The sequence below is a fragment of the Aureimonas altamirensis genome (assembly GCF_023702225.1).
Lineage (GTDB): Bacteria > Pseudomonadota > Alphaproteobacteria > Rhizobiales > Rhizobiaceae > Aureimonas > Aureimonas altamirensis_B.
Genome location: NZ_JAMQCO010000005.1, coordinates 69664 through 82630 on the forward strand (window position 1 = coordinate 69664; position 12967 = coordinate 82630).

Annotated in this window: 12 protein-coding genes; 3 read left to right on the forward strand and 9 right to left on the reverse strand. The window is 65.6% G+C overall.

Annotated features, from left to right (window positions below; all coding sequences use genetic code 11):
* Positions 1 to 15: 15 nt before the first annotated feature.
* The 4 genes from NDN16_RS09805 to NDN16_RS09820 all read right to left on the reverse strand — a co-directional run bounded on the left by NDN16_RS09805 (position 16) and on the right by NDN16_RS09820 (position 5291).
* Positions 16 to 1647, reverse strand: a complete 1632-nt coding sequence (locus tag NDN16_RS09805; protein WP_251113449.1) for a BCCT family transporter — start codon at positions 1645 to 1647, stop codon at positions 16 to 18.
* Positions 1648 to 1755: 108 nt separating this feature from the next.
* Positions 1756 to 2775, reverse strand: a complete 1020-nt coding sequence (locus NDN16_RS09810; RefSeq protein WP_251113450.1) for an LLM class flavin-dependent oxidoreductase — start codon at positions 2773 to 2775, stop codon at positions 1756 to 1758.
* Between the two features lie 107 nt (positions 2776 to 2882).
* Positions 2883 to 4571: a peptidoglycan D,D-transpeptidase FtsI family protein gene (locus tag NDN16_RS09815; protein ID WP_251113451.1), complete on the reverse strand. Its 1689-nt coding sequence runs from the start codon at positions 4569 to 4571 to the stop codon at positions 2883 to 2885.
* 111 nt (positions 4572 to 4682) lie between these two features.
* A complete protein-coding gene (locus tag NDN16_RS09820; RefSeq protein WP_251113452.1) occupies positions 4683 to 5291 on the reverse strand; it encodes an SCO family protein in 609 nt (202 codons plus the stop codon).
* A 113-nt stretch (positions 5292 to 5404) separates the two neighbouring features.
* On the opposite strand from NDN16_RS09820, the gene NDN16_RS09825 reads away from it, so the two are divergent.
* Positions 5405 to 7393 carry an acetyl-CoA carboxylase biotin carboxylase subunit gene (locus NDN16_RS09825; RefSeq protein ID WP_251113453.1) on the forward strand — a complete coding sequence of 663 codons (1989 nt, stop codon included), beginning with the start codon at positions 5405 to 5407 and terminating at the stop codon, positions 7391 to 7393.
* Between the two features lie 6 nt (positions 7394 to 7399).
* Here the strand turns inward: NDN16_RS09825 and NDN16_RS09830 are convergent, their stop codons facing one another.
* Genes NDN16_RS09830 through NDN16_RS09850 form a run of 5 tightly spaced genes read right to left on the reverse strand, consistent with a single transcriptional unit; the run spans position 7400 to position 12358 of the window.
* Positions 7400 to 8161 carry an ABC transporter permease gene (locus NDN16_RS09830; RefSeq protein ID WP_251113454.1) on the reverse strand — a complete coding sequence of 254 codons (762 nt, stop codon included), beginning with the start codon at positions 8159 to 8161 and terminating at the stop codon, positions 7400 to 7402.
* Positions 8158 to 9084, reverse strand: coding sequence for an ABC transporter ATP-binding protein (locus NDN16_RS09835; RefSeq protein ID WP_251113693.1), 927 nt, complete (start codon positions 9082 to 9084; stop codon positions 8158 to 8160). The genes NDN16_RS09830 and NDN16_RS09835 overlap by 4 nt, the downstream gene beginning before the upstream one ends.
* A gap of 30 nt (positions 9085 to 9114) precedes the next feature.
* Positions 9115 to 10212 (reverse strand): HlyD family secretion protein, encoded by a 1098-nt coding sequence (locus NDN16_RS09840; RefSeq protein ID WP_251113455.1) that lies wholly within the window; start codon positions 10210 to 10212, stop codon positions 9115 to 9117.
* Positions 10213 to 10263: 51 nt separating this feature from the next.
* The gene (locus NDN16_RS09845; protein ID WP_435301090.1) at positions 10264 to 11826 is read right to left on the reverse strand and encodes an MFS transporter; all 1563 of its coding nucleotides are present in this window, start codon (positions 11824 to 11826) and stop codon (positions 10264 to 10266) included.
* Positions 11827 to 11878: 52 nt separating this feature from the next.
* Positions 11879 to 12358 carry a MarR family winged helix-turn-helix transcriptional regulator gene (locus tag NDN16_RS09850; protein ID WP_285292578.1) on the reverse strand — a complete coding sequence of 160 codons (480 nt, stop codon included), beginning with the start codon at positions 12356 to 12358 and terminating at the stop codon, positions 11879 to 11881.
* Positions 12359 to 12436: 78 nt separating this feature from the next.
* On the opposite strand from NDN16_RS09850, the gene NDN16_RS09855 reads away from it, so the two are divergent.
* On the forward strand, positions 12437 to 12715 hold the full coding sequence (locus tag NDN16_RS09855) for a SelT/SelW/SelH family protein (RefSeq protein ID WP_251113458.1): 279 nt from the start codon (positions 12437 to 12439) through the stop codon (positions 12713 to 12715).
* 7 nt (positions 12716 to 12722) lie between these two features.
* The gene (locus NDN16_RS09860; protein ID WP_251113459.1) at positions 12723 to 12881 is read left to right on the forward strand and encodes a hypothetical protein; all 159 of its coding nucleotides are present in this window, start codon (positions 12723 to 12725) and stop codon (positions 12879 to 12881) included.
* The last annotated feature ends 86 nt before the right edge of the window (positions 12882 to 12967 follow it).

The following is a 12967-nucleotide window of genomic DNA, read 5'->3' on the forward strand; positions in this document are numbered from 1 at the left end:
GTGCCGCATTCGGTATCAGGCGGTTTCCTTCAATGCGGGGGGCCCCTTCAACTGCGCTTCGCCGGAGTAGGCGTCGGGCTGGTTGATCTCGGCTTCCTTTTCGGTCGCGTACCATTGAGACGTCCGATGCAGCACGAGGCGGTCGCGGCCGAAACCTCGCAACAGGCCCCACATCATCAGGATAATGACGAAGGCGAAGGGGAAACCGGCGACGACGGCGGCAGCCTGCAACGCCTGCAACCCGCCCAGCACCAGAAGCACGGCCGCGATCGCGCCCTCCGCCAGAGCCCAGAACAGGCGCTGGATCTTCGGCGGGTTGGCATGGCCGCCGGCCGTCAGCATGTCGATGACGAAGCTGGCGCTGTCGGACGAGGTGACGAACCAGATGACGATCATGAAGACCACCAGCACATTCAGGAGTGTCGTGAAGGGATAGAACTCCATCAGCGCGAAGATGGCGCCGCCATAGCTGGCGCGCGTGACTTCGACGAGGCCCGGATCGCCCGTCAGTTCAAGGTGCAGCGCCGCGCCGCCGAAGGCGGTGAACCAGAGGAACAGGATACCGCAAGGAATGAGGAGGACGCCGAGAGCGAACTCGCGCACCGTCCGCCCGCGCGAGATGCGGGCGATGAAGATACCGACGAAGGGAGACCAGGAGATCCACCAGGCCCAGTAGAAGATCGTCCAGTCGACCTGCCAGTCGGTACCCGAATAGGCCTCGTTCCAGAAGGAGAAGCGGACGATGTCCTGGACGTAGAGGCCGATATTCTCCACGAAGCTGTCCAGGATATAAAGTGTCGGGCCGGTGGCCATGATGAAGGCCAGCATGATGAGCGTCAGCCCCACATTGAAGTTGGACAGGCGCTTGATGCCGCTGTCCAGCCCGGCCATGACCGACGCGGTGGCCATCGCGGTGATGACGGCGATCAGGATCAGCTGGATCGCGGTGCTTTCGGGCCAGCCGAACAGAGTCGACAGGCCGTCGTTTATCTGCATGACGCCAAGGCCCAGCGATGTCACCACGCCGAACATGGTGCCGAAGACCGCGAGGATATCCACCGCATGGCCGATCGGTCCGTAGATGCGCTGGCCGATCAGCGGATAGAGGGCTGAGCGGACGGATAGCGGCAGGCCGTGCCGGAAGTGGAAATAGGCCAACGCAAGGCCGACCACCGCGTAGATGGCCCAGCCATGGATACCCCAATGCAGGAAGGACAACACCATCGCCTGCTGCGCGGCTTCGGCCGTTTCGGGCGTTCCGATGGGCGGGGCCAGGAAATGCTGCAAGGGCTCGGCGACGCCCCAATAGAGAAGACCGATTCCGATGCCGGCGGAGAACAGCATCGAGACCCAGGAAAAGAGGCCGTATTCGGGTGTCTCCGTCTGCGCCCCGAGGCGGATGTCGCCATAGCGGCTGAACGCGACGTAGAAGGTGAAGATCAGGGCGAGATTGGTCGTCGACGTCAGGAACCAGCCGAACCGCTCGGCGATCTGCGATTGCGCACCGGTAAACAGCGTGTTCGACAACTCCGGCGCCAGCATTCCGAACAGCACGAAGCCGACGATGAGGAGGGCGGAAACGGAGAATACGCTCCGGCTGACATGCGGGAAGGGGCCGAGACGACCGGTTCTGACCTCACGCTGCAAGCTATCGATCCTTTCGTGGAGACTGCCGCACCGGGCGGCCGGGAGTGCCGACCCATATGGGGCGCCCCCGCGAAAGGTCGATAACCGGACGCTCGCGCGTCCGTTATCTCAACGCCAGCCGAGGCCGGGTGCGACATGCTTCAGGATATTCTCGATCACATGCGCATTGTACTCGACCCCGAGCTGGTTGGGCACGGTGAGAAGCAGCGTATCCGCCTCCGCGACGGCTTCGTCGTCCGCGAGAAGCCGGATGAGCGCGTCGGGCTCCGCCGCATAGTTGCGGCCGAAGATCGAGCGGGTCCTGTCGATGACGCCGACCTGGTCGCGCGCATCGCCGCCGCGTCCGAAATAGGCGCGGTCCTCGTCACTGGTCAGGGCGAAGATGCTGCGGCTGACCGATACGCGCGGTGTACGGGTATGGCCTGCCTCTTTCCAGGCCGCGCGATACGCGCGGATCTGCCGTGCCTGCTGCACGTGGAACGGCTCGCCGCTTTCGTCCGTCTTCAAGGTCGAGCTTTGCAGGTTCATGCCCAGCACCGCGGCCCAGACGGCTGTCGCATCGGACGCCGCGCCCCACCAGATCCGGTCGCGAAGGCCCTCCGAGTGCGGCTCCAGCCGCAGCAGGCCCGGCGGGTTGGGAAACATGGGTTGCGGGTTCGGCTCGGCGAAGCCCCTACCTTCGAGTAGTTGGAGCAGAGTCTGGGTCCGCTCCCGCGCCATGTCGGATTCGGTCTTCCCCTCGGCCGGCCGGTATCCGAAGTGCCGCCAGCCATCGATGACCTGTTCGGGCGAGCCGCGGCTGAGGCCGAGCTGCAATCGTCCACCGGCGATCAGGTCGGCCGCGCCGGCGTCCTCCGCCATGTAGAACGGGTTCTCGTAGCGCATATCGATGACGGCAGTGCCGGTTTCGATCCGTTTCGTGCGAGCGCCGACGGCTGCCAGCAGCGGAAAGGGCGAGGCAAGCTGGCGAGCGAAATGGTGAACGCGGAAATACGCCCCGTCGGCGCCCAGTTCTTCGGCCGCGACGGCGAGTTCGATGGATTGCAGCAGCGCGTCGCCCGCAGAGCGCGTCTGCGAACCCGGTGCCGGAGACCAATGCCCGAAGGAGAGAAACCCGATCTTCTTCATCTCGAACGTCCTTTTCCGCCCGTTCTACGGGCTTGTACGGCTTCGAGATAGGACCGACCGGCGACGTGCGCAATTTGCGGATTGGAAACGCAGTGTCGTCGTTTGCCTTACTGCGTGATCGCGTTTGCCAGGAAGTGCTGATGGCCGTGCGCCCGCGCGCGGACGATGTTGGGGAAGGGGTCGCGCGGCTGGGTGAACTCGGGCGGCATGCGCATCATCGGCAGGATGCGGTTCAGGATCGCCTTGGCGGTCGGCACCGCGTTCCAACCCGCCGTCCGGAAACCGTGCGTGCCCTCGACGGGCTTCGGCTCGTCGAGCATGACGAGGATCAGGTATTTCGGCTCGTGCGCCGGAACGAGTCCCATGAAGGAGGTCATCACCTTGCCCTTGGCGTAGCGTCCGTCGATCACTTTCTCGGCGGTGCCCGTCTTGCCGCCGACATGGTAGCCGGCGATGGTGGCGCGGCGTGCCGAGCCGTCGATGCCGTTCAGCCGCATGAGGTAGCGCAGGGCCTCGCCGGTCGACGGTGCTATGACGTCCTCGGCGATGACGCGGCCTTCGACCGGCGTATCCTTGATGAAGGTCGGACGGATCAGACGGCCGCCATTCACCAATGCGGCGACGCCCATGGAAGCCTGCAGCGGCGTCACCGCCAGTCCGTGACCGAATGCGATGGTGGCGGTATTGACCGCACCCCAGTTGCGCGGAACGATGGGGGCGGCGCTTTCGGGCAGTTCGGTCGTCAGGCGGGTGAGCTGGCCGAGCGCCCGCAGGAACTCCTTGTGCCTGTCCACGCCGATCTGCATCGCCATCTTGCCGAACACGATGTTGGACGAGACGAGAAAGGCTTCCGGCATGTTCAGCGGCCGCTTTTCCCCGCGATAGTCGCTGATCGAAAACCGGCCGAAGCGCAGGGGATTGGTCGCATCCACGACGGAATGGATGTCGAAGGCGGTGCTGTCGAGCCCCATCGCCATGGTCAGGGCCTTGAAGGTCGAGCCCATCTCGTAGACGCCGACATTGATGCGGTTGATGTTTTCCTTCCGGTGCGCCTCCGTCGGATTGTTCGGATCGAAATCCGGCAAGGACACGAGGGAGACGACTTCGCCGGTGTTGACGTCGAGCACCAGGCCCGCACCGCCGATGGCGTCGTAATGGTCGATCGCCTTGCGCATCTCGTCGGCGAAGGCGTGCTGGACATAGAGGTCGATGGACAGGTTGACGGGGTCGAGATCCTCGCGGCGATAGTCCATGCCGGCGGAGCGCAGGACGTTGAGGCCGCTATCGTCGATCCAGCTTTCGATGCCGGCGATGCCCAGATTGTCGATGTTGACCGCGCCCAGCACCTGCGCCGCTGCCGCGCCGTTGGGATACAGGCGGCGCACCTCGGGGCGAAAGCCGATGCCGGGCAGACCGAGATTGTGGATCGCCTGCTGCTTGGCCGGCGTGATCGAGCGGCTGACCCAGGTGAAGCCCGACTTGCCGCTGAGCCTGCGATACAGCGAAGCCGCGTTCAACTCCGGCAGGATGGTCAGCAACTGCTCGACCGTTTCGTCCGGATCGATCACGCGGCGCGGCTCGGCGAAAACGGAAAACATCACGATGTCGCGCGCCAGGATCTCGCCGTTCCGGTCCAGGATATCGGGTCGCGAATGCGACGGGGCGGCGCGTGCCAGGACCGGCTGGTCGGGCTCCAACGTGGTCAGGTGGACAAGTCGACCGAAGATCGCCAGAAATGCTGCCGAGAAGACGGCCAGCAGGACATAGGTTCTGAAAGACGTCGCAACTTGGTTCATTTTACCCAGGGTCGAACTATACTGGCGATACAGGCTCGCGGCGACCCTAGAGTGGCTCTGTTAACTGTCCGTTAATCACAGAATCGTGTTCCGTGAATGCGCTCAGCGTTATTACGCTCCCGCCAAGCGGCGCAGCTTTTGCAGCTTGGTTTCCTGCGGCTCGTCGTAATCGAGCGTGCCGGTAAAGCGCCCGTCCGGGCCCATCAGCAGCACGGAGGCGGTATGGTCCATCGTATAGCCGCCGTCGTCCAGCGGTACGCGGCGAACGTGGATATGGAACGCCTCGGCGGCGGCCTCGACCTGGGCTTGCGTACCCGACAGGCCGATCATGCGCCCGTCGAAGGCCTGGAGATAGCGCGCGACCTGTTGCGGCCCGTCCCTTTCCCAATCCACCGACACGAAGACGAAATCGATTGCGTCGGCCTGCGGGCCGAGTTCCCGCATCAGGCCGGTCAGCTCGTACAATGTCGTCGGGCAGATATCCGGGCAGAAGGTGAAGCCGAAGAAGATCGCGGCGGGACGCCCCGTGAGGTTCTTCTCGGTGAACGGTTCCCCGCCGGTATCGGTCAGGGTGAACGGTCCGCCGATATCGGCGACGGAGATGGAGGCGCTCCGCGTCTGCTGCGGGTTCTGCCCGCCAACCATCGCTGTGAAGCCGGCCAGCGTGGCGCCGACGACGAGGCCGGCGCCGGCCAGAAGGGCGATGTGGCTCCAACGCATGTTCCATCTCCTTGTGCCGGGCCGGATCGCATATTTGCGCGCCCCTGTCACCAGCGTTTACCTGCGGGGGGAATTCGCTTTATGGAGGGGTGGCTCGGATGGGGGGAGCGCCGATGTTCAAGAAGATCCTGATCGCCAATCGCGGCGAGATCGCCTGCCGGGTCATCCGCACGGCCAAGCGCATGGGCATCGCCACTGTTGCGGTCCATTCGGATGCGGACCGCGATGCCGTGCATGTCCGCATGGCGGACGAGGCCGTGTCGATCGGGCCGGCGCCCTCGGCGCAGTCCTATCTGTCCATCGATGCCATCCTTTCGGCCGTTGCCGCGACGGGGGCCGATGCCGTGCACCCCGGCTACGGCTTCCTGTCGGAAAACGCCGCCTTCGCCCGTGCACTCGACGCCGCCGGCGTTGCGTTCGTCGGACCGCCGGCCCCGGCCATCGAGGCGATGGGCGACAAGATCACCTCCAAGAAGCTGGCGGCAGAGGCCGGCGTTTCCACCGTTCCGGGGCATATGGGCCTGATCGAGACCGCGGAGGAGGCCGTCTCCATCGCCGATGGAATCGGCTACCCCGTGATGATCAAGGCTTCGGCCGGCGGTGGCGGCAAGGGCATGCGCATCGCATGGAACGCCGAGGAAGCGCGGCAAGGCTTCGCATCTTCGCGCAGCGAGGCACGCGGCGCCTTCGGCGACGAGCGCATCTTCATCGAGAAATTCGTGGAGCAGCCCCGCCATATCGAGATCCAGGTTCTCGGCGACCGGCACGGGACGATCATCCATCTGGGCGAGCGCGAATGCTCCATCCAGAGACGCAACCAGAAGGTTCTGGAAGAGGCGCCGTCGCCCTTCCTGGACGAAGAGACGCGCGCCGCCATGGGGGCCCAGGCCGTGGCGCTTGCGGCGGCGGTCGGCTACCACTCGGCCGGCACGGTCGAGTTCATCGTCGATGGCGCACGCAATTTCTATTTCCTCGAGATGAATACCCGCCTGCAGGTCGAGCATCCGGTAACCGAACTGGTCACCGGCCTCGACCTCGTGGAAGAGATGATCCGCATCGCCGCCGGGGAGCCGCTGCGCCATGGACAGGCCGACGTTGCGGCCAAGGGCTGGGCCATGGAGGCCCGCATCTACGCGGAGGATCCGTACCGCAATTTCCTGCCGTCCATCGGCCGGCTGACTCGCTATCGCCCGCCGCCCGAAGGGATGATCGGCGCGGTCACGGTACGCAACGACACCGGCGTTACCGAAGGCAGCGAAATCTCGATGTATTACGACCCGATGATCGCCAAGCTGTGCACCCATGCCGCGACGCGCGAGGCGGCGGTCGACGGGCTGGCCGAGGCGCTCGACGGCTTCGAACTGGAGGGGATCGGCCATAACCTGCCGTTCCTTTCGGCCGTGACGCGCAGGGAGCGTTTCCGGACCGGCGCCCTGACCACAGGGTTCATCGCGGAAGAATTTCCGGACGGGTTCACCGGCGTCGAGCCGACGCCTGCGGAGGCGCGCCGCCTCGCCGCGATCGCGGGGCTTGTCCGCAGCCGCGAAACGGCGCGGTCGGCCCGCATTACCGGTGCGATCGCCCATCATGGCGCGACCGCCGACACGGACCTTGTCGTCACCTTCGGCGACTGGCGTTTTCATGTCGCCATAGGCGAAACCATCCGGTTCGACGATGGGTCGCACGCGAGCATCGCCAGCGACTGGAGGCCGGGGGACACGCTGTCGGCCTTCGTGGTGGACGGCGAGGAGATGCTGGTCAAGACCGGCCTGGAGGGCGGAGCCATCCGCCTGCGCTGGCGCGGCGTGGACATAAGGGCGCATGCCCGTCGGCCGCGCGTGGCCGAGCTGGCAGCCCTGATGCCGCACAAGCCTGCCCCCGATACGTCGCGCATGCTGCTGTGCCCGATGCCCGGTGTCGTTACCGCCATCGCCGTTGGCGAGGGGGATGCCGTCGAGGCGGGCCAGGTGCTCGCTACGGTCGAGGCCATGAAGATGGAGAACGTGCTGCGTGCCGAGCGGCGCGCCGTCGTCAAGCGCGTCGCCGCCGAACCGGGCTCCAGCCTGGCGGTCGACGAGCTCATCCTGGAATTCGAGGAGTAGAGCCGCTTAGGGGCGCAGGCGGTAGCCGGTCGCGAACATGCGGTTGATGACGAGGATGCAGGCCAGCATGAAGGCGAAGGTCATGCCGAGGCTGACGAAGATGTTCACGTCGGACTGGCCGAAGAAACTCCAGCGGAAGCCGTTGATGAGATAGACGACCGGGTTGATCATCGACACATCCTGCCAGAAGGGCGGCAGCATGCGGATCGAGTAGAAGCTGCCGCCGAGGAAGGCGAGGGGTGTGACGATGAGCAGGGGCACGAGCTGCAGCTTCTCGAACCCGTCGGCCCATATGCCGATGATGAAGCCGAACAGGCTGAACGTAACGGCCGTCAGCACCAGGAAGAAGAGCATCAGCGGCGGGTGGTCGATCCGCAGCGGCACGAACAGGAACGCCGTGGCGAGGATGATGAGGCCGAGGATCACCGATTTGGTGGCCGCGGCCCCGACATAGCCGGCGACGATCTCGAGGGTCGAGACGGGGGCCGACATGATTTCGTAGATGGTGCCCGTGAATTTCGGGAAATAGATGCCGAAGGCGGCATTGGACAGGCTTTGCGTCAGCAACGACAGCATGATGAGCCCGGGCACGATGAAGGCCCCGTAGTCGATACCGTCCACCGCCCCGATGCTGCGGCCGATGGCCGCCCCGAAGACGACGAAGTAGAGCGATGTCGAGATGACGGGGGACAGGATGCTCTGGAAGATGGTGCGCCACATGCGGGCCATCTCGAAACGATAGATCGCGAGAACGCCGCGCCAGTTCATGCCCTGCTCCTGACGAGGTCGATGAAGATGTCTTCCAGCGTGCTCTGGTGGGTGCGGATATCGTGGAGGCGGATGCCCGCCCCGTCGATGGCGGCCAGCAGCGCCGTGATGCCCGTCCGCTCGCCGCCCGTCGCATAGGCATAGGTGAGAGCCTTGCCATCGTCCGACAAGGCCAGGTCGAAACCGGACAGGGCGGCGGGGACCGAGGGGAGGGGCTCCTGCAGCTCGATGGTGAGTTCCTTGCGGCCGAGCTTTTCCATGAGCCGGGACTTTTCTTCCACCAGGATCAGCTCGCCGCCCCGGATGACGCCGATCCGGTCGGCCATCTCCTGCGCTTCCTCGATGTAATGCGTGGTCAGGAAGATGGTGACCCCGGAATCACGCAGGGTGCTGACGACGCGCCACATGTCGCGACGCAGTTCCACGTCGACGCCGGCAGTCGGCTCGTCGAGGAACAGCAGCCGGGGCTCGTGCGCCAGCGCCTTGGCGATCAGCACCCTGCGCTTCATGCCGCCGGACAGGGTCATGATCTTGGAATCGCGCTTGTCCCACAGGGACAGGTCCTTCAGAACCTTCTCCACATAGGCGTCGTTGCGCTTAAGGCCGAACAGGCCGCGCGTGAAGCTGACCGTCGCCCACACCGATTCGAAGGCGTCGGCCGTCAGTTCCTGCGGCACCAGCCCGATCATCGCACGGGCGGCGCGGTAGTCGGAGCCGATGTCGTGGCCGCCGACGCGCACCGTGCCCTGGCTGCGGTTGGTCAAACCGCAGATAATGCTGATAAGCGTGGTCTTGCCTGCGCCGTTGGGGCCGAGAAGCGCGAAGATCTCGCCCTGCCTGATAGCGAGGTCCACCGGTTTCAGCGCCGTGAATCCGTTGGAATAGGTCTTGGCGACATTCTCGACCGACAGGATCGGTTCCATCATCGAAGCCTTCATCGTGAGCGAGGTCTTCTACTCGATCCCGCCCGCGCTGTCGCCTCCCCCGTCGGCGTCGGCCGCAAGGCTGTCCATCGGTTGCGCCGTATCGATGGACACGATGACCGACATGCCCGGCACCAGCGGACCGGACTGCGCGTCCTGCCCCTCGATCCGGATGCGCACGGGCATGCGCTGGGCGATCTTGGTGAAGTTGCCGGTGGCGTTGTCCGACTTCAGAACCGCGAATTCCGATCCCGTCGCCGGAGAGAAGCGCTCGACCCGCCCATGGAAGACGCGGCCCGGATAGGCATCCACCGTAAAGTCGACGCGCTGTCCCGGCGCCATGCCCCGAACCTGCGTTTCCTTATAGTTGGCGACGATCCACCGGTCGTCCGGCACGAGGCTGGCCAGCGCGGTGCCCGGCTGGACATACTGGCCGACGCGGGCCCCGACCTCGCCGAGCGTTCCGTCGGCGGGGGCGAGGATGCGCGTATGCGCCATGTCGAGTTCGGCCAGCGAGACGGCGGCCTTCGCACTGTCGACCGCGGCTTCCAGCGACTGGCGCGAGGTGATGACGGATGCCAGATCCTGCCGGGAAACCTCCAGCTGCGCGCGCGCCTGGTTCAAAGCGGCGTCGGCCTCGGCCCGGGACTTGCGCGCGAGGTCGAGGTCGCTGCCGGGTGCGAAACCCTTGGCGGCCAGAGGGGCGATGCGGTTCCAGTTGGCGTCCGCCGTGTCGAAGGAGGCTTCCGCGCTTTTCTGAGCCGCCTGTGCCGCCACCACCTTGGCTTCCGCTGAAAGGCGCTGCTGCTCGAAGCGCGACAGGGCCGCCTCCTGTCCCGACAGGTTGGCGCGGGCCTGCTCCAGTTTCTGGCGGTAGGTGCCGTCGTCGATGCGGGCGATGAGCGTGCCTGCCTTCACATGCTGGAAATCCTGCACGGGCACCTCGGCGACGATGCCGGACAGTTGCGGGCTCATCATGGTGACGCGGCCTCGGACATAGGCGTCGTTGGTCGTCTGGACGCTGGACGCGAAGGGCGGCAGGTTCCAGGCGTAGAGGATCGTAAGCACACCGGCGACGCCGATGAGCGCCGCGACATAGGTTGCGAAGGAGCGGAAGATGCGGGGCATGTTCCAGCCTTTCAAATGGTCGGTATCGAGAACGGGGTTTCGTCGGTCTGGTCAGGTCGCCGCCGGCTGGGGCGGCGGGAAGATGTGCCGGAAAAAGACATGCAGCAGCAGGCAGCCGAGGCCGAAGGCGGCCAGACCGCTGACCAGCAGGAACGCGTCGTTGTAGGCGAGGATGGTGGCCTCGCGGGTCGCCTGCGCGGACAGGGCGGCAAGCGCCCTGGCCTGCTGGATCGCCGGGTCCGGCGTCGTCGAGGCATAGGCGGCGGCCATGCGCGCCACGCGCGCCGCCACCGTCGGATCGCTCATGACGACGTCTTCCACCAGGGCCCCGGAATGGAATTTTTCGCGGTAGGTGACGACGGTGCGGAAGATGCCCGAGCCGATGGCCCCTCCCAGACTCTGCGTGGTCAGGAAGACGATCAGGAAGGAGAGCAGATAGTTCATGCCCTTCTTCATTGCCGCCATGAAGCCCATGGCCAGGGCCGGCGGCAGGAACATGACGCCGGCCATGGCGATCATGGACTGGCTGACCAGCATGTTCTCGGGCCGGGTCAGGTTGGTGGCGTGCGCATCCATGAAGGCGCCGACCGACAGGAGCGCCAGGGCGGCAGCATGGATGGCCGGCGCCCGCCCGGGCTTCATGACGGCGGCCGTGGCCAGCCCCGCCAGCACCGTGCTGGCCAGCATCACGAAATAAAGGAGCGTCATCTGCTCGTTGCGCAGGCCTATGGCCTGGAAGAAACCGGAGGCGCCGCTTGTCTGCTCGGACAGGATCAGCCGGAACAACAGCAGGATGCCTGCGAAATGCAGGATTTCCGGCGACAGGATCCAGCGCAGGTCCACCAAAGGATTGGAGCGGTTGAGCTCTATCACGGCAGCGGCCGCCAGTGCGGCGACGCCGGCGGCCAGCGTCCAGCCGATCCAGCGCGCTTCCAGCCACCACTCGTAGGGGCCGACCGTAGCGGTGACGGCGATGGAGCCCAGCCCGATGGCGATCAGGACATAGCTGACGAAGTCCAGCGGTTCGAGCACCTGTGCGCGGGCCGGCGGATTGAGCGGCAGGAAGAAGATCGCGGCCAGCGACAGCATGGCCATCGCCATTTCGAGGCTGAACAGGCTGGCGAAGTCTCCCATGTCGGTCAGGAGGGGCGAGACCAGACGTGCCACCGGCATGGCGATCGAGATGTTGATGACGGCGAAGGTGACGCCCATCGTCATCTTCTTCTCGGGCGGGAAGGTCTCCAGCATGTAGAGGAAGGCGAGCGTCGACAGGGGCGAGGCCGCAACACCCGCGAAGAATCGGACGAGCAGCGCCGACCGGAAGTCGGTGACGAAGAGATGCATGGCGCTGACGGCCACGAAGGCGACGATGGCGCATTCGGCGAAGCGCCGCAGCCCGAACTGGGCGCGGATCTTGGTCATCATCAGGGTCAGGCTGACATTGGGCGCCAGATAAGCCGCCATGAGCCAGACCGTTTCCGTCGTCGTCAGCGAAAGGCTGCCCTGCACGTTGGGCAGGTTGGACGAGATCAGGTTGAGGCCGAGGCCCTGCGTCAGCGAGATAAGCGTGGCCGCGCCGATATACAGCGCGGCATGGGCCGGATGCCGCGCCATGTAGGGCGCGGGCGCCGGCAGCGTGCGCAGGGGGCGGTCCGGGGCGGCGGTTTCATTCGTCATCGTCGGACGCTCCCGGGTGGGAAACGGCCTCGATGGCCCGCGCCATGCGCCGCATGACGGCCAGGGCGGCCACGATCTCCCGGTCGTCGATATCGGCCAGCACGACGTCGCGAATGTCGTCGGATGCCGCCGAGACGGCAGCTGCCGCCTTGCGCCCCGCCGGCGTGAGCCGAACGATCTTCGCCCGCCGGTCGCCGGGGGACGGCAGCCGCTCGATGAGGTCCAGCCGCTCCATTCCGTCCAGAAGGCGGACCACCGTCGCGCTTTCGAGCTGGAGCTGGCAGGCCAGCTCCGTCTGCGTCGGCATCGGATGGCGGGCCAGTTCGGCAAGAGCGCGGGCGCGCGGATAGGTCAGTCCACGCTCGCTGACGCGGGCGTTGAACAGGGTGCGCATGCGGCGGCTCGTCTTGATGACGAGGTCCGTCAACTCGGCTCGGGAGGCATGGTCCGTGTTTTGCATGTTGGGCATATAACTAGTGCACTAACAATAAACAAGACTTACAAACTGTCGCAGGCTAGAAGGTGTTTCCACACCGGAGGTCTGCCCATGGCGAACACGCCGCGCATCACGATCACCTACTGCACCCAATGCCAGTGGCTGCTGCGCGCCGCATGGCTGGCGCAGGAGCTTCTGTCGACCTTCGGCACGGATATCGGCGAGGTGGCTCTGGTGCCCGGAACCGGCGGCATCTTCGAGATCGCCTGCGATGGCGTTTCCGTGTGGGAGCGCAAGGCGGATGGCGGTTTCCCGGAGGCGAAGGTGCTGAAGCAACGCGTGCGCGACCGGCTGGACCCGGGGCGCAGCCTCGGGCACAGCGACCGGTGAAGACGCCATGACGAAGGTGATTTCGGCGCTCCTGATCGTGGCGATGGCCGTTCAGGTGATTCGGCCGCTGGGCCTGCCCGGCCTGCGCCGGCGAGGCGACTTCTGGAAGATCGCGCTGGCGGCCCTGTTCGTCTTCGGCGCAACGGTACTCATTCGGCCACAATAGGGGCGCAGCGTCCGTGCCGATTTCGGGGGAATTTGAACGGCATGGCGCACTCGTGTACTGAGGCGGGCTGTTCCGCAAAGCAGGGG

Coding starts and splice junctions, on each gene's coding strand:
- NDN16_RS09810 (WP_251113450.1), bottom strand. CDS start 2,775: ATGAAGAAGATCGGGTTTCTCTCCTTCGGGCATTGGTCTCCGGCACCG.
- NDN16_RS09815 (WP_251113451.1), bottom strand. CDS start 4,571: ATGAACCAAGTTGCGACGTCTTTCAGAACCTATGTCCTGCTGGCCGTC.
- NDN16_RS09820 (WP_251113452.1), bottom strand. CDS start 5,291: ATGCGTTGGAGCCACATCGCCCTTCTGGCCGGCGCCGGCCTCGTCGTC.
- NDN16_RS09825 (WP_251113453.1), top strand. CDS start 5,405: ATGTTCAAGAAGATCCTGATCGCCAATCGCGGCGAGATCGCCTGCCGG.
- NDN16_RS09830 (WP_251113454.1), bottom strand. CDS start 8,161: ATGAACTGGCGCGGCGTTCTCGCGATCTATCGTTTCGAGATGGCCCGC.
- NDN16_RS09835 (WP_251113693.1), bottom strand. CDS start 9,084: ATGGAACCGATCCTGTCGGTCGAGAATGTCGCCAAGACCTATTCCAAC.
- NDN16_RS09840 (WP_251113455.1), bottom strand. CDS start 10,212: ATGCCCCGCATCTTCCGCTCCTTCGCAACCTATGTCGCGGCGCTCATC.
- NDN16_RS09845 (WP_435301090.1), bottom strand. CDS start 11,826: ATGGCGCGGCATCCGGCCCATGCCGCGCTGTATATCGGCGCGGCCACG.
- NDN16_RS09850 (WP_285292578.1), bottom strand. CDS start 12,358: ATGCCCAACATGCAAAACACGGACCATGCCTCCCGAGCCGAGTTGACG.
- NDN16_RS09855 (WP_251113458.1), top strand. CDS start 12,437: ATGGCGAACACGCCGCGCATCACGATCACCTACTGCACCCAATGCCAG.
- NDN16_RS09860 (WP_251113459.1), top strand. CDS start 12,723: ATGACGAAGGTGATTTCGGCGCTCCTGATCGTGGCGATGGCCGTTCAG.